The following is a 26,450-nucleotide window of genomic DNA, read 5'->3' on the forward strand; positions in this document are numbered from 1 at the left end:
CCTATGGACAACTCAAGCGGTGTGGGCGTACTGGACAAAGCGGCCTTGGTGCTGACCGCCCTCGAACAGGGGCCCACGACGCTGGCCGGTCTCGTCACCGCGACCGGACTGGCCCGCCCCACCGCCCATCGCTTGGCAGTTGCTCTTGAACATCATCGTCTCGTCAGCCGAGACCTGCAAGGGCGTTTCGTACTCGGGCCGCGGTTGACGGAGCTCGCATCGGCCGCGGGCGAAGACCGCCTGCTCGCTACCGCTGGCCCCGTGCTGGCGCGGCTGCGCGACATCACCGGCGAGTCGGCGCAACTGTTTCGGCGCCAGGGCGACATGCGTGTGTGTGCCGCGGCAGCGGAGCGTCCGGCCGGTTTGCGCGACACCATTCCGGTGGGTTCGCAGTTGACCATGTCGGCCGGCTCGGCGGCGCAGGTGCTGCTGGCCTGGGAAGACCCCGAGCGCATTCAGCGCGGGCTGTTGAGCTCGTCGTTCTCGGCGGTCGCGCTGGCCACGGTGCGCCGGCGCGGCTGGGCCCAATCGGTCGCCGAACGCGAGGCGGGGGTGGCGTCGGTCTCGGCGCCCGTCCGTTCCCCCTCGGGCAAGGTGATCGCGGCAGTGAGCGTGTCCGGCCCGATCGAACGTCTCTCGCGCCAGCCCGGACGTCTGCACGCCCCGGCCGTGATGGCCGCCGCCGAGCGACTGAGCGACGTGCTGCGCCGCAGCGGCGCCGAGGGCTGATCAGGGGACGGTTCTCCAACCGGGAAGGGGACGGTTCCCCAACCAGCAAGGGGACGGTTCCCCAACCAGCAAGGGGACGGTTCCCCAACCGGGTTCAGGGCACGGTTAGATCACGTTGTCCACAGGTTTGAGCACCACCGCGTAGTTATCCACAACCGGACAACTTTGGCTCGTCTAAATGGGAAGGGTGTGCTTAGGCTTTCTGCTTCAGTAAAGGAGAAGCCAATGCCTCGTCATGCCCGTATCCTCGCCGATTCTGGCGTCTATCACGTGATGCTTCGCGGGGTAAACCGCGATGCTTTGTTCATTGAGAACGGCGACTACGCCCGATTTCTTCACGCACTCTCCCTCACCAAGGAGTTGTCGGGCTGCGCCGTGCTCGCCTACTGCCTGATGCCCAACCATGCGCACTTGGTGTTGCGCGTGGGTGACGAGCCGCTCTCTTCGGTGATGAAGCGACTCGGAGTCCGGTACGTCGGTTGGTTCAATCGCAAGTACAAGCGGGTCGGTCACCTGTTTCAAGACCGATTCAAGAGCAAGCCTGTAGAGACGGATGACTACCTTGGCGCCGTCCTTCGGTACGTGTGGAAGAATCCCGTCGCCGCCGGATTGGTTGCAACCCCAGAGGATTACCCCTGGAGCAGTCATTCCCTGACCTCCGGCTCCGAACTAGTGGACGTCGACGTCCTCGCAACGCTGGTGCCGGAGGAAATACTGAACGAGAAGGATCTCGGCCCGTCGGTGCAGCCGGTAACGGAGACACGACAGACTGGTCGATTGGTAAACACGGAGGCACGTGACCTCCTGCGTGCGCGCTACGGGGTTGGCCAACCCGAAGACTTCGTCCGGCTGTCACTTTCTGTGCAGCGGAGGGCCATTGCGGAGTTGCGCACACGTTCCATCTCGTATGCCCGAATCGCTTTAGCCACCGGGCTCACCAAGTTCCAGGTCCAACACGTCCAAGCCACATCGGCCGCTGTGCAATAACCGAGAGTTAGACCGCCGGCTCAACGCGACCTCGGCCCGTCTTCGGCTGGTTGGAGAACCGTCCCCTTCCTGGTTGGAGAACCGTCCCCTTCCTGGTTGGAGAACCGTCCCCTTCCCAGTCGGAGAACCGTCCCCAGACTCAGGCGGACGCCTCGGGCTCACCAAGTTCCAGGTCCAACACGTCCAAGCCACATCGGCCGCTGTGCAATAACCGAGAGCTAGACCGCCGGCTCAACGCGACCTCGGCCCGTCTTCGGCTGGTTGGAGAACCGTCCCCTTCCTGGTTGGAGAACCGTCCCCTTCCTGGTTGGAGAACCGTCCCCTTCCCAGTCGGAGAACCGTCCCCAGACTCAGGCGGACGCCTTGGTGGAGTAGATGTGCACCTTGGCGCCGATCGGGGTGTTCTTGAAGATCCACTGGGCATCGCTGAGCTTGCCGATGTTGACGCAGCCGTGGCTCGAACCTGCGTAACCCACCGAGTGGAAGCCCGGCGAGTAGTGCACGTACATGTCGGGGTAGAACATCGTGCTGTAGGGCATCGCACCCGACCCGTAGGTCTCTGACACCGGGTTGACCTGCTTGTCGTACACCTTCCACGTGCCGTTCGCGGTCGGGAAGTTGCGCCACTTGTGCGTCTTGGCGTGCTCGTTGTAGCCGCCCAGCCGCACCTTGAACGTCTTGATCACCTTGCCGTTGCGCAGCCACAGCAGCCGCCGATGCGCCTGGTCGACGCACAGCACGACGCCCTTGGTGTAGCAGGTCTTGGGCAGTTCCTTCGAGACGGTGGGTGCCTTGACCGCCAGCGCGATCCAGGTGTCTTTGCCCACCCAGCCGTCGGCGTCGAGGCCGCGCGAGCGCTGATAGTTGAGAATGGCGTTCGCCCCGCGCGTCGAGCTCACATAACTGGCGGAGCCCCACGGGTAGAAGCCCGCCGCCTTCAGTTCCTTGATCACGAGCTTGGTGCAGGTGCCGGACGACCCGGGCCGCACCGTCTGCTTCATGCACGCCTTGAACGTCGCGCGACGCTTCTTGCTCAGGCCCGCCAGCGGATCAGGGGGCGTGGTCTTCGTCGGGCTCGGGGACGGCGACACGCTCGGGCTGGTCGACACGGACGCGCTGGGTGACACCGTGGGCGAGGGCGCAGTGGTGACGGGAGCCGAGGCGGTGGTCGACGGGGCGGGCCCGGCAAGAGCAGGCGTCAGAGCACACCCGGCCAGCAAGGCCAGGCTCGCGGCGGCGGCGGCCATGGGGGCCAGTCGGAGCCGAGCAGTGAGAGTGGCGCGCTTATCGGGGGCAGCAGCCGATTGATGGCCTAGGGTCACCGAACGGTCCTTCCATAACGGGCAAAGCAAGGCTCAGCCTACCTGCCGACGCCTGAGTTCCCGTCATCGGCCTAGTCAGTGCGGTTGAGAGTTGCCTGGGTAGTGGCTGATGATTCGGCCAGTAACCGACGGGTCGCGGCGCACCTCATCAGCGTCGTAGAACCACTGGGAACGCTGGTCATTCGAGGTCTCGACCATCGGGACCACGCGGTCACGACGGGCTCGAACAGGGACAAGCTCGATCAGCGGGCCACCCAGGGTCTCGACGAGCTCTACCAGCGGGACCACCCGAGTCTCGACGAGCTCGACGACCGACAAGCGAACGCCGGAATCTCACGTCCACGTAACTGCCTTTGTGACACGTAGCTGCCTGCGTGCGGGCAGCTACGTGTCACAAGGGCAGCTACGTCATGTGCGACGAACTGGGCTCATCGGACGCCGCCCGCGCCCTCGTCCTCGCTACCGCGCACCGGTGTACAGCTGACATCTCACGACCGCGCATCCGAGCACCTCGGACGGCCCTGGGGGTCACCTCCGAGTTCACGAGAACCAGGCTTTCGGCCCCTCGGGACTCGGTTCGCCGCCGGTGCGCTGGCCGCGAGATCAGGAACCGTCTCAAATCACGCCACTACTGGTCACGAACGCCGGAATCTCACGAAGGCGACCACGAGTCATCAGGCCGCCCACGGCTCACCCTCCACCCACACAGAGATCCCGGGTTCCGCCGGGATGACTGGTAAGCCTGTCGAGGCCACGCTGCGCCCCACATCAATCGCGGCTGGCGACTGGCACGACGAACGCCTGGTATGAAACGTTCTCGATGTGTGCCGCGGCCGCCCACCGACCGGCACCCGTCTCGTCCACCGCAAAGGAGCACAGCGACCATGACAGAGCGCGTCGACAGCAGCTACACCGACGCCGCACTGCCGATCGATGAGCGGGTCGAGATTCTGCTCTGCCAGCTCACGCTCGAAGAGAAGGCGGGCCTGTTCTTTCAGACCATGATCACGATGAACCCCGAAGACTCACTCAGCGACGGCGACGAGACGTTCGGCCTGCCCGGCAACGTCGAATACGTCACCCATCGACTCATGAATCACTTCAACATTCTGGGGTCGGGGCCCACGCCCGAGGCGATCGCCGGCTGGCACAACAAGCTGCAGGAACTCGCGGCCAGCACCCGGCTGGGCATTCCGGTGACGATCTCGACCGATCCGCGGCACAGCTACAGCGACAACCCGCTGGCGGCACTCACCACCGGAGCGTTCTCGGTGTGGCCCGACACGCTGGGCCTGGCCGCGACCCGCGACGAGGCGCTCGTGGAGCGGTTCGGCGACATCGCCCGGCAGGAATACACCGCCGTCGGCATCAGGGTCGCGCTGCACCCGCAGATCGACCTCGCCACCGAGCCCCGCTGGTCACGTCAGTTGCAGACCTTCGGCGAAGACGTCGAGCTCACCTGCGCCCTCGGCGCCGCCTACATTCGCGGTTTTCAGGGCACCACGCTGGGCCACGACTCGGTCGCCACCATGACCAAGCATTTTCCCGGTGGCGGCCCGCAGCTCGACGGCGAAGACCCGCACTTCGCCCACGGCCGCGAGCAGGTCTACCCCGGCGGCCGGTTCGAGCTGCATCTGAAGCCCTTCGAGGCGGCGTTCGGGGCCGGCACCAGCCAGATCATGCCCTACTACGGCATGCCCGTCGGCACCGACCTCGAAGAGGTGGGGTTCGGCTTCAACAAGGGAGTCATCACCACCATGCTGCGCGAGCGGTTCGGCTTCGACGGCATCGTCTGCACCGACTGGGGCCTGATCAACAACTCCGAGATCATGGGTGCCCCGTTCCCTGCCCGCGCGTGGGGGGTGGAACACCTCACCCCTCGCGAGCGCATGATCAAGGCGCTGGACGCCGGTGTCGACCAGTTCGGCGGCGAGGCCTGCCCCGAGCTGTTGATCGACATCGTGCGCAGCGGTGAGCTGCCCGAAAGCCGGCTGGACGTCTCGGCGCGGCGCCTGCTGCGCGAAAAGTTCGTGCTGGGGCTGTTCGACGAGCAGCGCTACGTCGACGTCGAGCGGGCCAAGCAGATCGTCGGCAACGCCGATTTCGTGGCAGCGGGCGAGGCGGCCCAGCGGGCGTCCATCACGCTGCTGACCAACACCGACGCCCTGCTGCCGCTGAGCCGCGGCAGCAAGGTGTACGTCGAGGGCATCGACTCCGAGGTGGCCGGGCGGTACGGCACCGTGGTGGCCACGCCGGCCGAAGCCGACGTGGCGATTGTGCGCATCGCGGCGCCCTACGAGCAGCGGCCGACGATGTTCGAGAACTTCTTCCACTCGGGGTCGTTGGACTTTTCGGCAGGTCAGGTGGCGCATCTGCTCGAGGTGGCCACCGTGGTGCCGACGGTGCTGGACGTGTTCATGGACCGTCCGGCGATTCTCACCCCACTGGTCGATCGGGTGGGTGCGATCACCGCCAACTGGGGCGCCGGGCCGTCCGCGCTGCTCGATGTGCTGTTCGGCGAGAGCTCGCCCCAGGGTGCGCTACCGTTCGACCTGCCCAGTTCGATGGCAGCGGTCGAGGCGAACCTGCCCGACGTGCCGTTCGACACCGTCGACCCGCTGTTCCGGTTCGGCCACGGCCTGCGGTATAGCTGACCCGCGGGTCGAGCCCGTCGGGATTGCCTCACCTCACCCTGGGTTTGATCACGATGCTCGGTGACGTCTGAGATCCCGGCGTTCGCCGGGATGACGAAGCTGACCCCGTCATACCGGCGAACGCAACGATCTCAACACCTGCACTCCGCCTCACTCGATGCGCACACGTCGCAGCGGCGACAGGATCAGCATCAGGGCAGCGCTCGCGAAGATCGCCGCAGCGGCCGCGAGTGCGGCCACGAAGCCGAATCGGTCGGCGCATAGCCCGGCCAGCGGTGACACGACCACGATCACCGCCCGGTTCAACGACCGCAGGGTGGTGTTGGTGCGGGCCTGCAGTTCGTCGGGCGTCAGCGCCTGCCGAAACGTCATCTCGTGGCTGTTGCTCAGCCCCATCGACCAGCCGTGGCCGAGCTGACCGAGGGCGAGCACGGCAGCCGCCAGCCAGCCGGTCGGGGCCAACGCTGCCCCGGCCATCACCACGACACCGGCGGCGGAGGTGAGGTTGGCGCACCAGATCGCTCCTCCGGTGCCCAGCCGCCGACCGACCCGGGTGCTGGTGGCCGCACCCACCACGGCGCCGACGCCCGCCAGCGCGAACACGAGGCCGAGTTGAAGGGCGCTCAGCCCCAGCTGAAGGTAGGCAAACGGCACCACGACGACCAGCAGGGTCGCCTGCCCCGCGAACCACACCTGGGTAGCCACCGCCATTCGCCGCAGCCCAGACTCGCCGTACACCCATCGGACGCCCGCTGCGACCTCGCCGCCGAACCGCCGAAAGCTCCAGCGCTCGGCCACCGGCGCGGGTTCGCTCACGCGCAGAGTGGTCAGCATGAGTGCCGAGAACAGGTAACTGGCCGCGTCCACCAGCACCGCCAAGGGCGCGCCGACCAGCCTGATCAGCGCACCCCCAACCGCCGGGCCGGCAGTCTGAGCGACTGCGTCCGCGCCGTCCAGCCGGGCGTGGGCGCGCTGCAATGCCGAACGCGGCACGAGGCGCGGAATGAACGACTGCGACGCGCCGTCGTTGACCAGCGACACGGTGCCGAACAACACCACAATGACCATCAGCGTCGGAAACGTCAGAACGCCCAGTACCCAAGCCAACGGAATGGCCGCCAACAACACGGCGCGGGTCAGGTCGGTGACGATCATGACCGGACGCCGCCGCACCCGGTCGACCATCGCCCCCACCACCAGCCCAAGCACCAGGTAGGGCAGCCACCGAAAGGTGTTCAGCCAGCCGACAGCCACGGCATCGCTCTGCAGCGTGACCACCACGAGGGTCTGCAGCGCCAGCAGCGTGATCGCGGTGCCGAACCCCGACACCGCCTCGGCCCACCAGAACCGCGCGAAGCCCGGTGCGATGCTCTCGCCACCGGTGGTAGCAGCCATCCCCAGATTCTGGCAGGCTGCCGCCCGCAATGCATCGGGCCTCTCTGCGGCGAGGCTCCGCCCATGGCCGCTGGGGCGGCGCCTCGGCCTTTGGCGCGAGTTGGGGACGGTTCTATCGTGCGCCACATGCGAAGTGGCGCGAGTTCGGAACGGTCCCCAACTCGCGCCACGTCAGCGTTCTCAGGCGGCGGCGCTCACCGACTCCGACGCGGGCTCGATCGCCTTCGCCACCAGGTCGGCGACATCGGTGGTCAGTACAACCTCGACCTCGGCCAGCACGTCGGCGGGCACGTCGTCGAGATCGGGCTCGTTGCGCTGCGGCAGGAAGACCGTGGTCAACCCCGCGCGTTGCGCCGCCATCAACTTCTGTTTGGCGCCGCCGATCGGCAGCACCCGTCCGTTCAGAGTGACCTCACCGGTCATGCCGACTTCGGAGCGCACCGGACGCCCCAGCGCCATCGACGTGATCGCCGTCACCATCGTGACGCCCGCGGACGGGCCGTCCTTGGGCACCGCACCGGCCGGCACGTGAATGTGGATGTGCCGGTTCAGCACGCTGGGGTCGGTGATACCGAGTTGGTCGGCGTGGGCCCGCACGTACGACAGCGCGATCTGCGCCGACTCTTTCATCACCTCACCCAACTGCCCGGTCAGCGTCAGGCCCGGCTTGCCGCCTTCGGGTCCCGCGTTGGCTTCGATGAACAGCACGTCGCCGCCCAGACCGGTGACGGCCAGACCGGTGGCCACGCCCGGCACCGAGGTGCGCTCGTGCGACTCGGGGGTGAACCGCGGACGACCCAGGTACTCGCGCAGGTCGCCCACGTCGATCACGGTCTTCTCGGGGTCTTCGACACCGGCCAACTTGGTGGTCGCCTTGCGCAGCGCCTTGGCCAGCAGCCGCTCCAGCTGCCGCACGCCCGGTTCGCGGGTGTAGTCGGCGGCGATCTCGCGCAGGGCCGCGTCGGTCAGTTCGACCTCGTCGGCGGTCAGCGCGGCGCGTTCCAACTGCCTGGGCAGCAGGAAGTCGCGGGCGATGGCCACCTTGTCGTCTTCGGTGTAGCCGTCGAGGCTGACCAACTCCATGCGGTCGAGCAGCGCCTGCGGAATCGTCTCGATCACGTTGGCGGTGGCCAGGAACAGCACGTCCGACAGGTCGAGGTCGACCTCGAGGTAGTGGTCGCGGAAGGTGTGATTCTGTGCCGGGTCGAGCACTTCGAGCAGCGCCGCCGCGGGGTCGCCGCGGTAGTCGGAGCCCACTTTGTCGATCTCGTCGAGCAGAATCACCGGGTTCATCGACCCGGCTTCGGTCAGCGCCCGCACGATCCGGCCCGGCAAGGCGCCCACGTAGGTGCGCCGGTGCCCGCGGATCTCGGCCTCGTCGCGCACGCCACCCAGGGCGACGCGCACGAACTTTCGGCCGAGCGTGCGCGCGACCGACTCGCCCAGGGACGTCTTGCCGACGCCGGGCGGGCCGACGAGGGCAAGCACGGCACCGGAGCCGCGTCCGCCAACCACTTCGAGGCCCCGCTGGGCGCGACGGCTGCGCACGGCCAGGTATTCGACGATGCGCTCCTTGACGTCGTCCAAGCCGTGATGGTCGGCGTCCAGCACCTCGCGGGCCGCGTTGACGTCGGTCGAGTCGGTGGTGCGGGTGCCCCACGGCAGTTCGAGAATCGTGTCGAGCCAGGTGCGCAGGTAGCCGGCCTCGGGGCTCTGGTCGCTGCCGCGTTCGAGCTTGCCGACCTCACGCAGGGCGGCCTTGCGGACGTCCTCGGGCAGGTCAGCCTCTTCGACCCGGGTGCGGTAGTCGTTCGCGCCGTCCGGTTCGCCCTCGCCGAGTTCCTTGCGAATGGCGTTGAGCTGCTGGCGCAGCAGGAACTCGCGCTGGCTCTTCTCCATGCCTTCGCGCACGTCGGTGGCGATCTTGTCGTTCACCTCGGTTTCGGCCAGGTGCGCCTTGCTCCACTCGATGAGCACGCCGAGCCGTTCGGCGACGTCAGGGGTTTCGAGCAGTTGACGCTTCTGTTCGTCGGTCAACCACGAGGCGTACCCGGAAAGGTCGGCCAGTTGCGAGGGGTCGGTGATCTTGTTCACCTGGTCGATCACCTGCCAGGCGTCACGGCGCTGCAGCGTCGCGATGGTGACCTGCTTGTACTCGGTAGCCAGCGCGCGGACGTCGTCGGTGACCGTCTGCTCGTCGAGTTCGGTCACCTCGATCCACAGCGCCGTACCCGGGCCGGACACGCCCGACCCGATGCGCACGCGGCGGTCGGCCTTGATCACGGCCGCCGGGTCGCCGTTCTGCAGCCGTCCGAGCTGCACGATGTCGGCCACCACGCCGAAGCTGGCGTACCGATCGTCCAGCCGGGGGGCGACCAGCAGCTTGCCGTCGCTGTGCGAGCGGGCGGCGTCGACAGCGGCGCGGGCCGCATCGTCGAGCTCGATCGGCACGACCATGCCGGGCAGAACGACCAGATCGGTGAGGAACAGGACAGGAAGGTTGGTGGTAGTCATCGAGTGCGAGCCTCCGCTTTCAGGGTCGCCCGATGAAGTTGAGCGACATCGACTCAAGGCTTGGCGGGCGTCGTTTGTTTCCGCGTTCACCGTCGGCGAAACATGCACCACCATGTAGGCTCTCGTTTAACTTGTCGGTTTCTCATTATCTTGTCGGCGGCGTGTCGGTCTCTCATTATCTTGTCGGCGTGTGATGCTCCGGCCATGAGCGGTGGAACGCTGGGGAACACTGAGTTCCGGTTCCTTGCTGCCCCGGATCGTTGGGAGTTGACCAGCCTGGCCAACGCTCGGGCCCAAGATGTTGTTCGGGGGCTGCCGGTCCGCGACTTCCCGAGCTACAGGGGTCAACGCAACTACCCGGGCTTGCTTTGGATGGCAACGACCCGGTCGCTGGTCGGGTACGAGAGCCTTCTCGAGCGTGATCGGCTTTGGCTGGCCGACTTCGATCCGACGGTGTCGTGGGTGCTGAGCCAGCCGTTCTGGGTTTCTGGCCGAGACGGATCGGTGCTTCGGCGACACGTTCCTGACTGCCTGTTGGAGACGACCGGTGGGTACGTCGTGGTTGATGTCAAGCCCGCCGAGTTGCTCGATGATGCCGTGGTCGCTGCCGTGATGAGCTGGACGCGTCGGTTATGCGAGGCCAAGGGATGGAGCTACGAAGTTTGGTCGGGTGCTGACCCTGTGCTGCTGCGCAACATCCGTTTTCTGGCGGCGGTACGGCGAGGTCATGCCGCAGATGCGGACACCCTCGGCAACATTGCCCGGATTGCGCAGGTAGGGATGACGATCGCCGAGGTGGAAGACGCCTCAGGTATCGAGGGCACTCTGGCTCGGCCTGCGTCGATGTCTATGTTGTGGGCGGGTCGTTGGGTCGTGGACCTGTCCTGTCCCCTCACCGGTGCTTCAGTGCTTCAGGACGTGGCATGACAGCCGGCAGCGTTGAGTTCAAGGTCGGTGACCGGGTCTGGTACGACGGTCAGGGTTGGGAAGTGTCTGAGCTGGCCGACGGCTTCGTGCGCCTCGTCGACGGCGGGCGCATCCGCGCGGTGAGCATCGGCTCCCTTCTGGAAGGCCTCCGCCATGAGGTCGACCACTCAACCGAACCAGCCAGCCAGCATCCAGCCGAACGTGACGATCTGTGGACCATCCCCGCAGTGATCCTGGCAGGTCTGTCCACGAAGCAACACAGGGCCCTGGAAGCGAAACTCGCCGTCCTGCGGCGGCTCCTCGAACCCGAAGAGGCCGACGACCGCAGCCTGGGGCAACGCTACGACGAGTTGGCTGCGGAGACCGGGGTGAGCCGCCGCACGCTCGAACGCCAAGTTGCTCGCGTCACCGAGCTGGGCCCAGCAGGACTCATCGACACACGAATGCTTCGGGATGTTCGACGCGGAGTCGACCCGCGATGGGACAGCGCATGCCTGGCAGTGCTCGACTCCCACTCCAAAGCCAGCAACCCAACCAAACAGTCCGTGATCCGACGAGTCAACGAAACCTTCCGAGCGGCCGTCCCCGATGGCAAGGTGCCATCCGCCGCGGTGGCCTACCGCCGGCTAGACGAACTCGACAAGGGCCGGTACACGTTCGGGCCGGCGAAGCAGCGTCGGTCCGTGGCGAAGCGGCCGGCTGGGGTGTTGGGGCGGCTGCGTGCGGATCGGCCGGGGCAGTACGTGTTGATGGATTCCTACCGGATGGATGTGTTCGCGATGGAGCCGGTCACCCTGCGGTGGGTGAACACCGAGCTGACCGTCGCGATGGATTTGTTCGACCGGTGCATCACCGGGCTCAGGCTCCGGCCGGTCGCTGCGCAAAGCCCAGACGTGGCGAGCGTGTTGTTCCAGACCGTGACACCACAAACGTGGGGATGGCGGCACGGCGCACCCGAAGGCCCCTACGCGGGCTTGCCGGACGGGATCGTGCTGGCGGACCCGGGAGGAGTCTTGCCCGACACGATCGTGGTCGACCATGGCAAGATCTATCTGTCGGAACACACCCGATCAGTGTGTGAACGGTTGGGGATCTCGATCCAGCCGGCAATCCCGGACAAGCCGACCGACAAGCCAGCCCTGGAGCGGTTCTTTAGAACGATGCGGCAATCGTTGCTCGAACGCCTTCGCGGCTACAAAGGCCCCGATGTGTGGTCACGCGGCATCGATGTGGAATCGGAGGCGTTCTACTACGTCGGCGAGTTGGAGCAGCTGATCCGCGAATGGGTTGGCCGGGTCTATCACCACACCCCACACGATGGCCTGGTTGATCCGTTGGAGCCGCGGCTGGCGTTGTCACCGGCAGAGATGTTCGCCCGCGGCGTGGCCGCTGCGGGCCGGCTGCGGCTACCAACCCGCAAGGACCTGATCTACGACTTCCTCGAGGTGGAGTGGCGCACCATCCAGCACTACGGGGTCGAGATCGACGGACGACGCTACGACGGACCCGGCGTGAACGACTACCGCGGCACCCGCTCACCATTCGGCGGGGCACATCCGGGGAAGTGGCCGATCATGGTCGACCGAGACGATGTCCGCACCGTCCGATTCCGCGACCCCAGCACCGGGGCGTGGCACCGGCTGGAATGGGAACACTCCCACGGCATCGACGCCCCGTTCTCCGCTGATGCGGCCCGATACACCCGAACGGTGGCGACCCGAACCGGCCGCCACGTCGACCCCCAACAGGCGGTTGCCGACCTGCTTGCCGATTGGGCCGCCGGTGAGGTCACCTCCCGCCGCGACCGCAACGTCGCGATCCGGCTCGCCACCCAACGACAAGCCACAGCCGGAGACGCCGACGACGCAGCCGGCACCGTTGTGGATGAGCGGGATCGGGTGTCGGTGCCTGGCGTGATCGACTTGCTGCAACGGCGCCAAGACCGTGAACAGGGCCTGAAGAGCGACGACGATGACGTGTTCGCCGCCTACTACGCCGCCCATCCCGACGCTGACGGGCTGGAGGTGTTCGACGAATGAACAAGTGGGCACGCTGGCTCCAGTCGAACGGTCCGGGCCGTTTCCAGCTTGCCTACAAGGGCGGCTGGGACGCGTTCGTCAACGCCGCCCCACGCCGCGACCTCGACGTGCTCACCCGAGCTGAGATGGCACGGCTCGACGAGGTGAGCCTGGAGGACTACAACGAGGCACGCATGGTTTGGAACGCGAACCTGCCCACGGTGAAGACCCATCAGCTCGCTGCCGCGTTCGCCGTGATCGACCAGGTGATGGCCTCCAACCGGCGCGACTCGGATCGGCTCCGCGGCTCGGTCGTGGTCGACGCAGCCCCAGGCTTAGGCAAGACCACCATCGCGACCCGCTACGCCCGCGACTTCCACCGCCGCATCATGCGCCGCAACCCTGCCCGCACCACTTCGGGCCATCAACGGCTGCCGGTCGCGTTCGTGCCGCTCTCGGCCGGGATGACTTTGAAGGGGCTCAACCAGAAGATCCTCGCCTTCTACGGCCATCCCGCCGCCGACCGTGCCTCCTCGGCCCGACTCGGCGCGCTCGCCGTCGATTGTGTCGCTTCCTGCGAAACCCAGCTGATCGTGATCGACGATCTCCATTTCATCGACTTCCGGCACCGTAACGGGCAAGAGGTGTCGAACCACCTCAAAGGGTTGGCCAACGAAATGCCGGTCACGTTCATCTATGTCGGTGTCCGGTTGAAGGAGAAGAAGTTCTTCGACGAGGGCGTCCTCGGCCCCGATGCTGCCTATGCCCAAACCTCTCGCCGGGCGACCCGCTGCGAGGTTGCCCCCTTCGACATCGGCACCACCCCCGGCGCCAAAGCCTGGACCGATCTGCTACGAGCAATGGAGGGCCACATCAAGCTCGCCGAGGCCCAGCCGGGGATACTCACCCAACACGCGAAGCTGCTGCATCGCCGCACCCAGGGCCACATCGCCTCACTGACCAACCTGATCGATCGAGCCTGCTACCTCGCCATCACCACCGGCGCCGAAACCCTGACCGCCGATCTCCTCACCGCATCAACCGTCGACAATGCCGCCCACAGCGCCACGCGTAACTGACCTGCCCCTGACCGTCGAACAATCCCGACGCCGACCGAACCTGCGCGCAGTCCCGGCTGGCTACGATCTCGACGCGCTACCGATTCACCTTCCACCCCATCCTGGGGAAGCGGTGCTGTCGTGGATGAGGCGGCTCGCGGTCCGCTACGACGTCCCGGTCCGTGACCTGCTGCGCGGCGCGGGCACCCGCCGCCGGATCAGCAGCAGCCGCACCATCGCAACCCGGCTGCGTAACCAGCCCGGCCTCGTGGCTCGCCTCGGCCTGACCGCGGAACAGACCAAACCCTTCATCAAGGTCCAGCCGCTGACCGCCGCGACCACCAACTACTCAGCCACGTTCGGCCACTCGCTGCCCAGTCAGCCGCAATTCCGGTACTGCCCCTACTGCCTTGCAGAGGCCGACCCGTGGTGGCCAGACCACTGGCACTCGCCCCTGTCCTGGATCTGCCCGACCCACCACATCTACCTTCTCAACGCATGCCCCGCCTGCGGCCAACCACCCCACGGACAGTTCGCCTGGATCGGGCACGTCATCGAGTTGCACCGCTGCCCCTCCCGCCGGCCGACCACCCCACGAGCAGGACATCAACGGTCCCACGAATGGTGCAACGCCGACCTCACCACAGCACCCACCACAACAGCAGCCCCGGCCGGGGTCGCCGGGCAACAACTTCTACACGATTGGGCAAACGACCCACCGACGGCACCGGTGACCGTCGCCGGGCTTGACGTGACCCACAGGATCGCGTTCCAGGCCCTGGTTGAGCTGATCGACGCAGGCACCCCCGGCGTCGACCTTCTCGACCTGGCCGACGACCCGGCCGAAATGGGTCCCGCCCTCGCCGACGCTGCGCACGTTCTATCCGCAGCCGACCTCTCCAGCGCAGCCGACCGGGCCACCATGTTGACCTACGACGGCCCGCACGCCCCTGTCCGCCCTACCAGTCGCCTAACGAACCACCGCTACAGCCCGCTCCTGGCCGCCATCCAACTCGCCGGAATCCGCGACCACCTCCCAACCGCCGACCAGATGATGTTCCGCACCGTGCACCACGCCCCCCGCTACCCCGCCACCCACCTCCACGATCCCCAACAGATCCGGCAACTCCGACTGCCCGAGCACAACCCCCGACTGCCCGAACCGACCCCGGCCTGGATCCCACAGACGATCTGGCCGCTCTGCGTCCCCGAACCCCTCCTCGGCTGCACCAACCACGCCCTGCGGGACAGCCTGCTCGCCATGGCGCTGGTCAAGATCGGTAACCACGAACAATGGATGAAGATCTGCCAACACCTCCGGCTCCCCGCGACCCACCCCAACCGCATCGGCACCTACCTGCGATATGCGCAAGCTCGCGGCACCTGGCCCGCCATCCACACCGCCCTCGACAGCCTGATCACCCGGCTTCAACACCACCCTCCGCCCATCGACTACCAACAACGCCGAATGACCGGCCGCAATATCAACCTCCTCACCGAAGCCGTCCAAGTCGGCCGCCGGCAACACCCCACCGACACCGGCCTACGCACACTGACCCGACAGTTCTGGGAGCGATTCACCGCCGGCGACATCGCCTACGGCCCCGAAGCACTCCGGCTCGACCCGGACACACCCAGCTACGCCGACTACCGCCGGCTAAACCCGCTGCGGCACGCCGACCTGTTCCACAGCGCGCATCAATACCTCCTGGCAATCCACATGGCTGAAGGGCCCCTGATCTGGACCCCCGAGCAGAGCCGTTAGCGAGTCCTCGACCCTGTGACCGTGGAGAGTGACTTCCCCGCGGGCGAAGACTGTCGGTCGCTACCATCAGACTGTTGTCATGGCCGACCGGACGCACCTGCAAGACTTCGACGGCAGCGAGTTGCTCAAGTTGTGGCGGCACATCGACCGCTCCTGGGTCGCACTTGAGGTCTGCGACGCCGAGTACGGTCGCGACACCAGCATCTTGTCGGCCCGACGCTTCGATGAAGGCAAGGTCGCCGGTTTGCGGCCCTATCTGCATGCGGCGGGACTACTGGCCGCTTCCTGGGATCATCATTGGCTCCTGACCCAGACCCTCACAACCTCAGGTGTCACCCCTCACGCGACCTGGAGCCTGATCAGGCCAGCTTTCGAAGCCGCCTTCCACGCCCTGTGGGTGCTTGATCCCGACGACAGCTTCAACCGGCGACGGCGCGGGTTGCAGCTCGAACTCGCCGATGCCCGTGAGCAGAAGCTGTGGGCCGAAGCAGCTGTGGCGACCGGCTTCAGCAACGCCGAGGAGAGTCAACGAACGCTCGATGCGCTGAACTCCACCTACCAGGCACTCGACCGCGAAGCTCGCCACTTCAACGCCGCCGCCAAAGACATGAACCGTCTGGCCAACCTCGTCACCGAGCTGCCAAGGTTACGATCGCTCGCCTCCATGCATGCAGGCATCCGGGCCTGGCTGGTGGCCACCTGGAGACAGATGTCCGGACTGCAGCACAGCCATTCCTACGCGATGCTGGCCGCCAGCCAGAGATCCGAAGTGGTCGAGATTCCGGGCGGCTATCAGGTGCTGCTCTCACCCAACGAAGACGCCTTGCAATGGCACGTCAAAGCGGCTGTCACCCTCCATCTGCGGGCGGTTGAACGGTACAAAGAACTGTCGCTGCGCACTCTTGGGCAATGACAGCAGTAACAGCGAAGGGGCGGGCACCGCCGACCCGGTGCCCCCTGGTTCTGTTCCGCTAGACCGCCGCGGCGCTCTCTGCGTTGAGCTTGACGATCAGCACGGGGTCGCCGGCCATGACGGCCTTCTGGTCGACTGCCTGAACCTGCCCGACGGAGCTGGCGTTGGTGATCACCACAGGCGTGACGATTGAGTAGCCGGCGCGGGTGATCTGGTCAATGTCGATGTCGACCAGGGGGTCTCCGGCCTTCACTGGCTGGCGACGCCTGGTCGTCGCGCCACCTCGCGCCCGGCATCTCTCGGGTTTTTGATGCAGTATCTGATACACTTGCCGCGTCGCTGACGATGAAGGGAGTCATGCATGGACACCGACGGCACTAGGACCGCGCTAACGATCGCGCGGGAGGCCCGTGGCTGGTCCCAGCGTGATCTCGCTGAACGTTCCGGCGTGGCGCAGCCCACGTTGTCGAAAGCTGAACGCGGCCTCGCTCCGCTCAATCCCGGCGCTGTAGACGCCGTTGCGCGGGCGCTTGATGTGCCCGGCGACTTCCTAACCCGCCTGGCCCCCAGCCTCGCTGCCGCCAGCTTGTACGTGCACCACAGGCGTCGGGCCAGCACGATGACATTGCGTGTCGTGCACCAGATCGAGGCGATCGCCCAACTCACCGCGAACGCTCTCGCCGTCCTGACTGAGGACGTCGACCTCGCCCCTCAGCACAAGCTCCCGAGCAGCGGCACCCTTGGCGCTGACCCAGTTCGGGCCGCCGACACCATCCGTGCCACGTGGCGGATCGCTGATGGACCCGTCCGACACGTCACCGGCCTGATCGAAAGCGCCGGCGTCATCGTCGTCGACCGCGACCTGTTCAGCGCTGGACAGGATGCCCTCTCAGCCCGGCTCGCCCAAGGCCCCGCCGCCATGACCATCGTCAGCCGCGGTCTGGCGCCGGACCGGCTCAGGTTCACTCTCGCCCACGAACTCGGCCACCTACTCCTCCACACGACCCCAGGCGAAGGACAAGAGCCCCAAGCTGACGCGTTCGCAGCCCAACTGTTGGCTCCGGCTGACCAGATCCGCCCTGAGCTCGAGGGCCTCCGCACGACAGACCTGGAGCGTCTCCTCACGATCAAAGAGCGCTGGGGAATCTCAGTCGCAGCCTTGATCCGACGGGCTCACCAGCTGAGCACGATTACCGATCGGCAGTACCGCGAGTTCCAGATCCGGCTCGGCAGGGCGGGATGGCGTCAAGCAGAGCCTCGCCAGCCCGACCGCGAGCTTCCGACCACCGCTCAACGCCTGATCGCCCTACGCGAAGCCAACGGCGACACCGTCCCTGCGATGGCAGACCGTGCGGGGATGACCCCCCAACAATTCATGGATGTGTTCCTCGCGTCCCGGTCGACGCCCCGGCAAACTCTCACACTTCGACAGGACCCTGCATGAGCACCACCATGCGCCTCGACCTCCACAGCGACCTGCACAGGGCCGAACCGGCAGACACCACCAGCCTCCAGCGGGTCCCCGCCAAGAGACGAACCGCACTCCTGGAGCAAGATGCCCCGCTCCTGATGCAGGCACGCGCCAGCGAAGGCCTCACGGGAGGACTCGTGGAGCGGTGCGCCGCCGCAGGACTGGGCGCCATCTACGCCACCACCAAGACCCACGACATGGTCGCCCTCATCAACCGACACCAGCAGCTACAAGCCGGGCCGGTGCTCTTTGATGCCGAGCGCTACGCAGGCAAAGGCCGCGATGGGGCCAGTGGCCATCTCGACCCCGACTGGACCGCTTACCAACGACGCATCGGCATCCAACAGCCACTCACCGACTCGTCCTACATTGCGGCCAACAACCACGCCCGCCTAACCGCTGTGCTCAAAGAAGGGGCAAACCAGAGCAAAGCCATCACCACACTCCCCCTCGCAAAGCACTGGATCACAAACCGGGCGGACGAACTCGTCGACCAGATCAATCGCTTCGGCAACCCAGTCGCACTCATGGTGGAAGACCGCAACGACCCGTTCGCCACCGAAGCGGCCGTCCTGGGCCTGCTCCACGTCCTGGCTCACGCTGACGTCCCAGTCCTCCAGCTCCGCTGCGACATCACGGCGATCGGAGCGCTCGCCTTCGGTGCCAGCCACGCCGCAATCGGCACCAGCACCTCCAGGCGGCACATCTGGCCCCCAACAGGGGGCGGACCCACAAAACGCGAACCCGCTGCCTACGTGCCTGCCTCAATGAGCCACAGATCCCTATCGACGATCGGTCTCGCCATCCCACACTTCAGCGACGACCTTCGCCTGTGGACCTGCGATTGCGACTTCTGCGCTGGAGCCACACTCGACCACATTGCAACCGAAACAGAAGCCGCCATGCACTCGCTGCACTGTCTTGCCTCCCTCGCGGCGAAGGTAATCGGGAACGACCCAACGGTGTCCGCTCGCAGCTGGATCGAAGCCTGCAGGCACGCACTGTCGGTCAACCAGGAGATCTCAGCGAAACTGGTCAAGAACTGGCCGGTCCCCGGCAATCTCAAGGCCTGGATCAAGGCCACGCGCTAGCCAAGCGGCAAACAGTCCTCACGAGCGGCCAGATCGAACAACTGCTCGCCGAGCAGCCGACGCCCCACTGCTCCAACATCCGCGGGAAGTTCCAACGGATCGCTTCCTCGGCTGACCAGTTCATGGTTCGTCGACTCGACCAGCCATGCCCCCTGAAGTTCGCACGCCCATCGACTCCAGTCATCCACCCGCGCGGAAAGCCACACCATGCGACCCAACGGCGCCAGCGTTGACATCGGCGTCCGCACCGCCGACAGCGAACCGGTGAACACGAACCCGACAAGTTCCAGCGGCAGCTTCTCCCCGGACGCCTGAACCACCCAGTCCCGAACCCGGACACGGTTCACCACCGCCGAAGCCCCCCGCAACAGACGATCACGCAGCACCGGCTCATCCCAACGCACCACGGGCCACGCCAGTCCGCCAGCGATTCGGGTCGACGGAAGCACCACCCCGGGGCCACCACAGGCATCCCAAGCGCCCTGGCAGACCAGCCGCTGCTCCACATCCCACCCCACAAACGGCAGGCTCTCACGTTTCGTCGCCACCTGCTGCACCCTTCTCACTGATCAGATCGGCATCCACTCTTCGTATCCGCTCCCGCAGCTCCTCCAGACCCAGCCCCAGCGCATCCGCTAACTGCGTCACCAAGAAGAAGCCCGGCGAAGCGACCCCGCCCTGCTCGATTCGACGAACCGTGTCGACATGAACTCCCGCATCGCGCGCAAACTCCTCAGCCGTCCCCGGGCGGCTCCGCTGCAGCACCAGACCCAATGCACGCCCCTGACGGCGCTCGATCGCAGTCGAGGCTCGTCTAGGCATAGGATAATAATACTCGGATTTTTATTAGTAGCGGTCAGCGTCAACCAAATCCGCGAAGAGCACGACACGATAGTGAGAATCCCACCGGCCAGGGCTTCTGTCGCCCGCCTAGAGGGCATGTCGGTGGCTGAGGCTGAAGCTGCATCGGGGCTTGATCCGCAGATCGCTCGGGGCGCCCTGCTGACTCTCATGTGGCGCGGCACCTGGGTGACTGACCTGACCGAACCACTGTCGCCGAAATCTGTTCTCACACGGGGGGTAAGGCCGCATGACTGGAGTGCCATCGAGCTTCGAAGCCCGCTTGGGCAGCCGGGTGTGGCTCGATGGGCAAGGGTGGGAAATCTGCAAACTGACCAGCGATTCGGTGCGGCTGCGAGGTAGGGACTCGATCCGGACGGTGAGCATGTCGACACTGGCTGATGCGTTGGGTGGGTGACATGACCGAGATCCCCACCGAGGACGACAAGCTGTATCTGGCGACCGTGATCAACCTCTACAGCCGCCGGCTGCTGGGTGGCGCGACCGGGCTGCACCCCGACGCGCAACTCGCTTGTGACGCGATCAAGATGGCCGTAGCCACCCGGGGCGGTAGACACGCGATCTGGCGTGACGGCGAATCCCAGCAGGTGATCTTCCACACCGACCGAGGCTCTACCTACACCGCGAAGTCGTTAATGAAGCTATGCCGCACGCTCGGCATCCGGCAATCCATGGGCCGGGTCGGGTCCTGCTTCGACAACGCTGCTACCGAAGCACTCTTCTCCTGGCTGGAATGGGAAGTGTTGTCGCGGCACCGGTTCGCAGATACCCGGCACGCCCAGGCCGTCGCGCTCGAATGGTGCTACGGCTTCTACAACCACACCCGCCGGCACAGCAGCGCTGACATGATGGCACCCATCACCTACGAGACCACCGCTCTCCAACCGGAGGCGGCATAAGGAACCCTCCACGGTTGGGGGTGAACCTCACTCACCGAACGCGAAAAGAAGAACTTCACGACGAACGGACTCACGTCCCCAGCCACCCAAAGGGGATTCGGCACGATTTCATCAGTCATCGGAGGCGTGGCCTTTTCAGCCTCCATGCCCCAGGACCTCAACGCAACCCCTACTGACGATCTGGGTCCGCTTTGGTGGTGAACCGCCAGGCGAGCCCACTCAGCGCGGCGATGGCGGCCGCCATCCAGACGATCGTCCACTGGTCGCTGGTGACCGGGCTGTCGCTGATGGCGCTTATCACGGGAGCGGCCAGCGCGGTGGCGAGCATGAGCACGCCGAGCACGGCCAAACAGTTGGCGAGGTAGCGGGGGCTGAGCCGGGTGCTGCGATGGTTGCTCGCTCGCGCCGCGGTGACGTAGTGGGCGGCGAGTGTGAGCAGCGCGGTCTGCAGCGTAGTAGCAATGGTCGGGTAGGCGAGACCGGTGAACCACCAGGCGCCGATGGTCAGCACCCAGCCCAAAGTGGCCGGAGAGTCGGGCCGAAGCAGCGCCCAGCCGACGAAGACAGAGGCGATGAAGGTCATCAGCCACGCTTGTTGGTGGCTGGTGGCGCGAAAGCAGGTCGCTGTCGCGGCGGCGATCAGGGCGGTCTGAACCACAGTGAGGGTCCACCCTGGCAACCCCTTGGTTGGTTTCGTCGTGTCGTCGCTTCTCATCGGGCTGCCCGTCGGGGTCCGCGCGAGGCGGCGAGGGCCGCCATGAGCGGAGCGAGGCTACTGCCACCCTGCCAGCGGCTGATAGCAATGCCTTGGTGACGCAGTCGGTCGAGGTCGTCGCCGCGTTCGAGTGCGCGTAGGCGCAGTGCGTTGGCGGCGTTCGTGGGCTGCCGGTCGAGACCGGTGGGAAAGGTGTCGACCAGCACGACCTCCTGCCCGGCGCGCCGCAGGGCGCCGATCGCGTCCAGGGCGTGCCGGGCGAGCAGCGGGCTGCACACGAAGGTCAAGGTGTCGGGCCGGACACGAAGCACGGGCAGGCTGGGCTTGTCGGGTTTACTGCGGTCGAGGTGGCTGAGCACGTCGAGCACCCGTCGGGTTTGGTTACGTCCGGTGCCGAACCTCAGGGTGGGTAGTCGTCCGCCGAGATCGTGTAGGGCGACCCGGTCTCCGAGCCAGGCGTAGTGGTGGGCGATGGTTGAGACGGCCTCACAGCCCAGATCGATGCTGTCGGGTCCGTCCGCCGCGCCCACTGCTGCGAGGGTGTCGAGCACGATCAGAATGTCGGTGTCGCGTTCGAGTTGGCTCTGATTCGTGTGCAATCTTCCGGTGCGGCCGGCGACGCGCCAGTTGATCCGGTTGGTCCGATCACCAGGTTGATAAGGGCGGATGCCGGACGGGTTGCTGCCCGGCCCGGGTCTGGGTGAAGGGTGACGGCCCACCGCTCCCACCGGCGACGTGATCGTCGACGCCGCCCTAACGGTGCGAGCTAGGGGCTGCGCCAGCAGCGTCGGGCCCTCCAGGGCGATAGTGGTGCGCCAGGCGTGCATAGGGTCGGTCGCCACGCAGATCAGCGGGCCGAGCGTCACCTTACCCCACTCCTCCACCGTGACGGCCAGCGTGACCTGCCCCGTGTCGGCTGCCGAACGTGGAGCCTTCTCGGCGGGCATGATCCCGCGCTGCGTCGGTGCGGCGACGCTCAGCAAGGCAGGCGGAACGGTGTCGATCGTCACGCTGGTCATGTCGCCGATCCGGACGCGCCGGGTCCGGCTCTCGCACTCGACGGTCTGTTCGCGGGGCCGCGCTAGCTCGGCAGCCCCGGCGTAGAGCAGCAGCGGAGCGGCGAGCAGCAACAGGTCGGCTCGTCCGAACAGGGCCGCCAACATCGCCAACAGCACCCCAGCAACCTCGGCGCGAATCAGCGCGGCGGTGCGAGCGGGGCGAGTCACTGGGCGTCCTCGATCTCGGACAACCAACGGGCCAACTGCTGCGCCGACGGCCTACGGACGCCGCGGCCAGCCCGGGCCGCCTCGACGTATGCGGTCAGCCCCGGCGAGACCCGAACGCCGCTCGGAACGTGCGCACCGAGCAGTACGGCCAGTTGAGCGCTCGAACCGACAGGCGTGTCCCGGCTCAGGAGGGTTTCGAGCTGTCGAGTGCGGGCGTCCACAAACGGCGCGTGGGTGTAGTGCCGGCTAGCCGGCCAGGCCGGGGTCGCCGCCGCAGGGACGGATCGGCCCAAGAACCACAGCAGCACCATGAGTAGGCAACTGCCGATGATCACGAACCGCACTGTGGCCGGGTCGGGCTCGGCACTTGCGGCGAACGCCCACCACTCCAGCCCCGCCACCACGATCAAGCCGGCGAGCAGGGCGAGCGGATGCCGCATCATCTCCGTCTTTCGTTGCCGGCTTGCAGCAGAGCTTGTAGGCAGGCGCGAGCTGCTTCGATGTCGGCGTAGGTGGTGGCGGCGCTCGAATACCAGGCCTGCTCATACAACCCGCCCAGGGTGGTCAACTCGTCGGCCGGCAGGTTGAGCGCGGCGGCCAGCCGACGGGCGAAATCGTGGGCCGGCTCGGACGCCCCGCGCACCACACCACGCACCTCGGCGAGGCGTTCCAACTGCCGCCAGCACACCGTGATCGCATCGGTGCTGGCAGCGTCCAAGCGGTTGAGCGCGTCAGTGAGAATCTGGTCGGCATCAGGTTCGGGTTCGTCGAGGGCGACGGAAGGCGGGCGCTGCAGCCACAGTCGCACCCCGATGCCGGCCGCCACGACGCCCAGCACCGTCAGTACCCACCACTGCCCCGCATCGTCGCCGTCGGCGCGTGGCTGCGCACTTGGGCTCGGGCTGGGGCTTTTCTCCCCATACTCACCGTCCGGCACCGAAGCGGTCGTGGTTCCCTGACTCGGCTCGTCTGCGCTGGGGTTGCCGTCCATCACCGCGGTGGCGCCGGCGAGCACGGCGATCACCACGAGTACCAGCGCCACGCCTTCCAGCATGAACTTCCACCAGTCACGCACGCCGGGGCCGCCAGTCACCCCGCGCGGCGCGGCTCGCCGGACACATCCGGCACCGGCACCCGGCTCAACACCTCGGCGACGACATCAGCAGCCGTGACGTCACCCAGCCACAACTCCGGCCTCAAAGTGACCCGGTGCGCCAGCGAAGGCACCGCCACCTGCTGCACATCAGACGGAGTCACGAACCCACGCCCCTGAATCAGCGCCCACGCCCGCGCCACCAATACCAAGGCCAACGACCCGCGCGGCGACGCCCCAGCCAGACATGACGCATGCTGCCTGGTCGCCCTCACCACGGCGACCGCGTACTCACCCAGCAGCGCATCGACATGCACCTGCTCCACGGCGTCTTGCAAGGCCAGCAGCCCCTCGGCGTTCAAGACGGCGCGCACACTAGGCAGTTGCTCACGCCGGAGTTGCTGCTCGACGATCTGCCATTCCTGCCGCTCGTCCGGATAACCCAACGACAGCCGCAGCAGAAACCTGTCCAACTGCGCCTCCGGCAACGGGTAGGTGCCCTCATGCTCGATCGGGTTCGCCGTCGCGATCACGTGGAACGGCACCGGCAGTGCCCGGGTTTCGCCGTCCACGCTCACCTGTCGCTCTTGCATCGCCTCGAGGAGCGCCGCCTGCGTCTTCGGCGGCGTGCGGTTCACTTCGTCGGCCAGCAACAGCCCCGTGAACACCGGACCGGGCCGAAACTCGAACCTGGACCGCTGCTGATCGAACACCGACGAACCCGTCAGATCCGACGGCAACAAGTCGGGCGTGAACTGCGCGCGCCGAAACTCCAGCCCGAGTGCCGTCGCCAACGCGTTCGCGGCGAGCGTCTTGCCCACCCCGGGCAAGTCCTCCAGCAGCACGTGGCCGCGGGCCAGCACACCGGCCAACACCATGGCCAGCTCGTCATGCTTGCCGACCACCACCCGATCAACCTCAGCCAACACCTCGGCAGCCCGCGCCTCGGCGTCCAACAACGACAAACCGGCCAGCGGGGTGACTGCGCTCATGCAGTCATCGTGACAGACCCGACCGACAAAGATCAGGTATCACGCGCCGCAGGTCGTACCAGATGGGCAGTAGCAGTTCGCCCCGAAGCTGTTGATCGCGCCTGCCTCATCCTTAACCTGCCCGCTCTTGCCACTGGCTGCCTTGTCGCTGATGTGAGAGCCACCCGTTCCCCAAGCCTTGACAACTGAACCCTTGAAGTAGTGGGTCGCGTATGAGTAATCGTTTGAAACGATATTTAGTCGTTGGTTAACTCCGCACGAGACATTCTTTGTCCTGACCTCATAGGCCCAAGCGGGCGAGGCGGTCAGCAGAGGGATCAGCGTTGTGACCGCGAGAGTAGCAGCGATCAAAGCGGGCTTCTTCATAGTGCACTCCTGTAGGGAGAGGGGATGATTCTCCTCGGCAGTGCCCCTGGGGTGGGCACCGCACGAGCTCCACTCTGCCACGGCAAGTGGCCCAAGTCACTCGCCTGTCTCAGTCAGGACAAGGCGCTGAGAATCCGTTGCTGACCAATCAAGATTGATCGCTCTCCTCCTGCTAACGGTGGTCATCGTCTCGACCCTGGTCACCCGACTGTTCGGAGACGACTTCCCGTCCTACGGTGCGGAACTCGCCACGATCGCGTGGTGGTGGAACGCAGGCGACGTGCGCCGGATGGTGCTGACCGCAGCCACGCTGATCTCCGCCTCGAGTGCCTGTCGCGAGCTCGACCGCGCCGACAATGCAGGTGCGCCGAGCACAAGTTCGTGAGAGTCACCGAATGCCCACTGAACGGTCCTCGAACGGGACACCGCTTAGGGTCGCGCGGAATCGAACAGCGATGCCCGCCGAGCACTGAGGATTCCGACAAGATAGTGAGAAACCACTGACGACCAACAAGTTGTCGTCGCCCTAGTCAGCGCAAATTGTCGACGACAGATCACGCGAGAACCTACACACCACCCACGTCGAACGCCTTCTCCGAGTCCGCGACCGCCATCTTCGGAAGCCCCCCGAACGACTCGCAGGCGACACTTCAGCTCAGCTGGGCAGCCGAACGTTGCCGGCGCCAAGGACGCGGACGGCGACCGACAGTTCCGGTTCGAGACCGCGCAACCGGTCGATCAACTCGTCCCCGGCGGCGGTCAGGGCTTCGTCGGTCATCGGGGAGAGGGCGTCCAGAATGAACAGGGCGTTGGTTGTTGCGGGCGCGAGTTGCGTTCGGCGACCTTGGCGCCAGTTCCAGCGGCGGCAGGTCACACCGCCGTCATCGCACCAGATCACCTCGCCAGGCTCCGGACGTTCGACAGCCACCGCCCCGTTGGCCATGGTGTCGAACGGTTCCGAGCCCGTGGCCCGCCCGAGTCGCGGAGGGCCGACGTAGGCGCTCAGGTCTTCGCCGCCGATCGGCACCTGATGCAGCACACTGATGGCGTTGTAGATGTCGGTGAGCGGATTGACCCTGGGCAGTCCCGACTCTGCGCGGCGCAGCAGCGCCTCGAGGCTGTTGCGGGTGCGCTGTGGCTTGGCGCCGAACTGGCGGTACGCGTCTCGCCACGCCGCGACGTGGGGCAACTGTTCGACCGGGTTCTCGGCAAGCAACTCGCGAGCCACCGTCTCGGCACGAAGCAACACCTCGTCCGCAGCCGCGTCGATGGGTCCGCCGCCGGTGCTGGCCGAACGCGGCAGCCCAGACACCCCGATCAGCAGGGCGCGATACTCCGGGCGCAGGGCGAAGACCGCCTGGTCGACACTCGCCGAGGCCAGAAAGGCTTCGAGATCGGTCATGAGCGGGCCCTCTCGTCAGTGTCAAGACGGGCCGGAACGACGTCAGCCCAGT

At 66.4% G+C, this 26,450-nt stretch carries 26 protein-coding genes; 12 read left to right on the top strand and 14 right to left on the bottom strand.

The window, feature by feature from the left end:
• The first annotated feature begins 3 nt into the window (after nucleotides 1–3).
• Both MPLG2_RS07525 and MPLG2_RS07530 read left to right on the top strand, forming a co-directional pair.
• Nucleotides 4–729 (top strand): IclR family transcriptional regulator, encoded by a 726-nt coding sequence (locus MPLG2_RS07525; protein ID WP_105185593.1) that lies wholly within the window; start codon nucleotides 4–6, stop codon nucleotides 727–729.
• A 225-nt stretch (nucleotides 730–954) separates the two neighbouring features.
• Nucleotides 955–1,716: a transposase gene (locus MPLG2_RS07530; protein WP_105185594.1), complete on the top strand. Its 762-nt coding sequence runs from the start codon at nucleotides 955–957 to the stop codon at nucleotides 1,714–1,716.
• A 350-nt stretch (nucleotides 1,717–2,066) separates the two neighbouring features.
• On the opposite strand, the gene MPLG2_RS07535 is transcribed toward MPLG2_RS07530, so the two are convergent.
• Together MPLG2_RS07535 and MPLG2_RS07545 are read right to left on the bottom strand one after the other, a co-directional pair.
• Nucleotides 2,067–2,963, bottom strand: a complete 897-nt coding sequence (locus MPLG2_RS07535; RefSeq protein ID WP_158680958.1) for a L,D-transpeptidase family protein — start codon at nucleotides 2,961–2,963, stop codon at nucleotides 2,067–2,069.
• A 150-nt stretch (nucleotides 2,964–3,113) separates the two neighbouring features.
• A complete protein-coding gene (locus MPLG2_RS07545; protein ID WP_105185597.1) occupies nucleotides 3,114–3,356 on the bottom strand; it encodes a hypothetical protein in 243 nt (80 codons plus the stop codon).
• Between the two features lie 566 nt (nucleotides 3,357–3,922).
• Between MPLG2_RS07545 and MPLG2_RS07550 the strand changes: the two genes are divergently transcribed.
• Complete coding sequence (locus MPLG2_RS07550) at nucleotides 3,923–5,692, top strand: glycoside hydrolase family 3 protein (RefSeq protein ID WP_105185598.1); 1,770 nt, start codon at nucleotides 3,923–3,925, stop codon at nucleotides 5,690–5,692.
• Nucleotides 5,693–5,842: 150 nt separating this feature from the next.
• Here the strand turns inward: MPLG2_RS07550 and MPLG2_RS07555 are convergent, their stop codons facing one another.
• Entirely contained in the window at nucleotides 5,843–7,087 is a 1,245-nt protein-coding gene (locus MPLG2_RS07555; RefSeq protein ID WP_105185599.1) for an MFS transporter, read from the bottom strand.
• A gap of 180 nt (nucleotides 7,088–7,267) precedes the next feature.
• Entirely contained in the window at nucleotides 7,268–9,601 is a 2,334-nt protein-coding gene (gene lon / locus MPLG2_RS07560) for an endopeptidase La (protein ID WP_105185600.1), read from the bottom strand.
• Between the two features lie 204 nt (nucleotides 9,602–9,805).
• On the opposite strand from lon, the gene MPLG2_RS07565 reads away from it, so the two are divergent.
• From MPLG2_RS07565 to MPLG2_RS07585, 5 genes are all read left to right on the top strand, one after another.
• Nucleotides 9,806–10,528, top strand: coding sequence for a TnsA-like heteromeric transposase endonuclease subunit (locus tag MPLG2_RS07565; protein WP_158680959.1), 723 nt, complete (start codon nucleotides 9,806–9,808; stop codon nucleotides 10,526–10,528).
• On the top strand, nucleotides 10,525–12,567 hold the full coding sequence (locus MPLG2_RS07570) for a DDE-type integrase/transposase/recombinase (RefSeq protein WP_173909614.1): 2,043 nt from the start codon (nucleotides 10,525–10,527) through the stop codon (nucleotides 12,565–12,567). Before MPLG2_RS07565 ends, MPLG2_RS07570 begins: the two co-directional genes overlap by 4 nt.
• A gap of 125 nt (nucleotides 12,568–12,692) precedes the next feature.
• The gene (locus tag MPLG2_RS07575) at nucleotides 12,693–13,625 is read left to right on the top strand and encodes an ATP-binding protein (protein ID WP_197710115.1); all 933 of its coding nucleotides are present in this window, start codon (nucleotides 12,693–12,695) and stop codon (nucleotides 13,623–13,625) included.
• Nucleotides 13,597–15,369 (top strand): TniQ family protein, encoded by a 1,773-nt coding sequence (locus MPLG2_RS07580; protein WP_105185603.1) that lies wholly within the window; start codon nucleotides 13,597–13,599, stop codon nucleotides 15,367–15,369. Before MPLG2_RS07575 ends, MPLG2_RS07580 begins: the two co-directional genes overlap by 29 nt.
• A 79-nt stretch (nucleotides 15,370–15,448) precedes the next feature.
• Nucleotides 15,449–16,282 (top strand): hypothetical protein, encoded by an 834-nt coding sequence (locus tag MPLG2_RS07585; protein WP_105185604.1) that lies wholly within the window; start codon nucleotides 15,449–15,451, stop codon nucleotides 16,280–16,282.
• Between the two features lie 58 nt (nucleotides 16,283–16,340).
• Here MPLG2_RS07585 and MPLG2_RS07590 read toward each other — a convergent pair whose 3' ends face one another.
• Nucleotides 16,341–16,535, bottom strand: a complete 195-nt coding sequence (locus tag MPLG2_RS07590) for a PTS glucose transporter subunit IIA (RefSeq protein ID WP_197710116.1) — start codon at nucleotides 16,533–16,535, stop codon at nucleotides 16,341–16,343.
• A gap of 108 nt (nucleotides 16,536–16,643) precedes the next feature.
• Here MPLG2_RS07590 and MPLG2_RS07595 point away from each other — a divergent pair, with 108 nt between their 5' ends.
• Together MPLG2_RS07595 and MPLG2_RS07600 are read left to right on the top strand one after the other, a co-directional pair.
• Nucleotides 16,644–17,726: an ImmA/IrrE family metallo-endopeptidase gene (locus MPLG2_RS07595; protein WP_105185606.1), complete on the top strand. Its 1,083-nt coding sequence runs from the start codon at nucleotides 16,644–16,646 to the stop codon at nucleotides 17,724–17,726.
• Entirely contained in the window at nucleotides 17,723–18,844 is a 1,122-nt protein-coding gene (locus MPLG2_RS07600) for a hypothetical protein (protein ID WP_105185607.1), read from the top strand. Before MPLG2_RS07595 ends, MPLG2_RS07600 begins: the two co-directional genes overlap by 4 nt.
• On the opposite strand, the gene MPLG2_RS07605 is transcribed toward MPLG2_RS07600, so the two are convergent.
• Together MPLG2_RS07605 and MPLG2_RS07610 are read right to left on the bottom strand one after the other, a co-directional pair.
• Nucleotides 18,841–19,392: a hypothetical protein gene (locus MPLG2_RS07605; protein WP_158680961.1), complete on the bottom strand. Its 552-nt coding sequence runs from the start codon at nucleotides 19,390–19,392 to the stop codon at nucleotides 18,841–18,843. The two genes, MPLG2_RS07600 and MPLG2_RS07605, sit on opposite strands and share 4 nt — an antisense overlap.
• A complete protein-coding gene (locus MPLG2_RS07610; RefSeq protein WP_231935989.1) occupies nucleotides 19,376–19,609 on the bottom strand; it encodes a helix-turn-helix domain-containing protein in 234 nt (77 codons plus the stop codon). The genes MPLG2_RS07605 and MPLG2_RS07610 overlap by 17 nt, the downstream gene beginning before the upstream one ends.
• A 476-nt stretch (nucleotides 19,610–20,085) precedes the next feature.
• Between MPLG2_RS07610 and MPLG2_RS07615 the strand changes: the two genes are divergently transcribed.
• Nucleotides 20,086–20,604 (top strand): transposase, encoded by a 519-nt coding sequence (locus tag MPLG2_RS07615; protein WP_408632054.1) that lies wholly within the window; start codon nucleotides 20,086–20,088, stop codon nucleotides 20,602–20,604.
• 169 nt (nucleotides 20,605–20,773) lie between these two features.
• Here the strand turns inward: MPLG2_RS07615 and MPLG2_RS07620 are convergent, their stop codons facing one another.
• From MPLG2_RS07620 to MPLG2_RS18405, 6 genes are read right to left on the bottom strand one after another with little or no spacing between them, the layout of a single operon-like run.
• Complete coding sequence (locus MPLG2_RS07620) at nucleotides 20,774–21,262, bottom strand: hypothetical protein (protein ID WP_105185610.1); 489 nt, start codon at nucleotides 21,260–21,262, stop codon at nucleotides 20,774–20,776.
• Between the two features lie 53 nt (nucleotides 21,263–21,315).
• A complete protein-coding gene (locus MPLG2_RS07625) occupies nucleotides 21,316–22,545 on the bottom strand; it encodes a DUF58 domain-containing protein (protein WP_105185611.1) in 1,230 nt (409 codons plus the stop codon).
• Nucleotides 22,542–22,985 carry a hypothetical protein gene (locus MPLG2_RS07630; RefSeq protein WP_158680962.1) on the bottom strand — a complete coding sequence of 148 codons (444 nt, stop codon included), beginning with the start codon at nucleotides 22,983–22,985 and terminating at the stop codon, nucleotides 22,542–22,544. The genes MPLG2_RS07625 and MPLG2_RS07630 overlap by 4 nt, the downstream gene beginning before the upstream one ends.
• On the bottom strand, nucleotides 22,985–23,620 hold the full coding sequence (locus MPLG2_RS07635; RefSeq protein ID WP_105185613.1) for a DUF4129 domain-containing protein: 636 nt from the start codon (nucleotides 23,618–23,620) through the stop codon (nucleotides 22,985–22,987). Before MPLG2_RS07635 ends, MPLG2_RS07630 begins: the two co-directional genes overlap by 1 nt.
• A 14-nt stretch (nucleotides 23,621–23,634) precedes the next feature.
• Nucleotides 23,635–24,630 (bottom strand): AAA family ATPase, encoded by a 996-nt coding sequence (locus tag MPLG2_RS07640; RefSeq protein ID WP_105185614.1) that lies wholly within the window; start codon nucleotides 24,628–24,630, stop codon nucleotides 23,635–23,637.
• 39 nt (nucleotides 24,631–24,669) lie between these two features.
• Complete coding sequence (locus tag MPLG2_RS18405) at nucleotides 24,670–24,996, bottom strand: hypothetical protein (RefSeq protein ID WP_158680963.1); 327 nt, start codon at nucleotides 24,994–24,996, stop codon at nucleotides 24,670–24,672.
• Nucleotides 24,997–25,174: 178 nt separating this feature from the next.
• On the opposite strand from MPLG2_RS18405, the gene MPLG2_RS07645 reads away from it, so the two are divergent.
• Nucleotides 25,175–25,381: a hypothetical protein gene (locus MPLG2_RS07645; RefSeq protein ID WP_105185615.1), complete on the top strand. Its 207-nt coding sequence runs from the start codon at nucleotides 25,175–25,177 to the stop codon at nucleotides 25,379–25,381.
• Between the two features lie 270 nt (nucleotides 25,382–25,651).
• Here the strand turns inward: MPLG2_RS07645 and MPLG2_RS07650 are convergent, their stop codons facing one another.
• Nucleotides 25,652–26,398 (bottom strand): B3/B4 domain-containing protein, encoded by a 747-nt coding sequence (locus MPLG2_RS07650; RefSeq protein ID WP_105185616.1) that lies wholly within the window; start codon nucleotides 26,396–26,398, stop codon nucleotides 25,652–25,654.
• Nucleotides 26,399–26,450 lie beyond the last annotated feature (52 nt).

The sequence above is a fragment of the Micropruina glycogenica genome, from assembly GCF_900289045.1.
GTDB lineage: Bacteria > Actinomycetota > Actinomycetes > Propionibacteriales > Propionibacteriaceae > Micropruina > Micropruina glycogenica.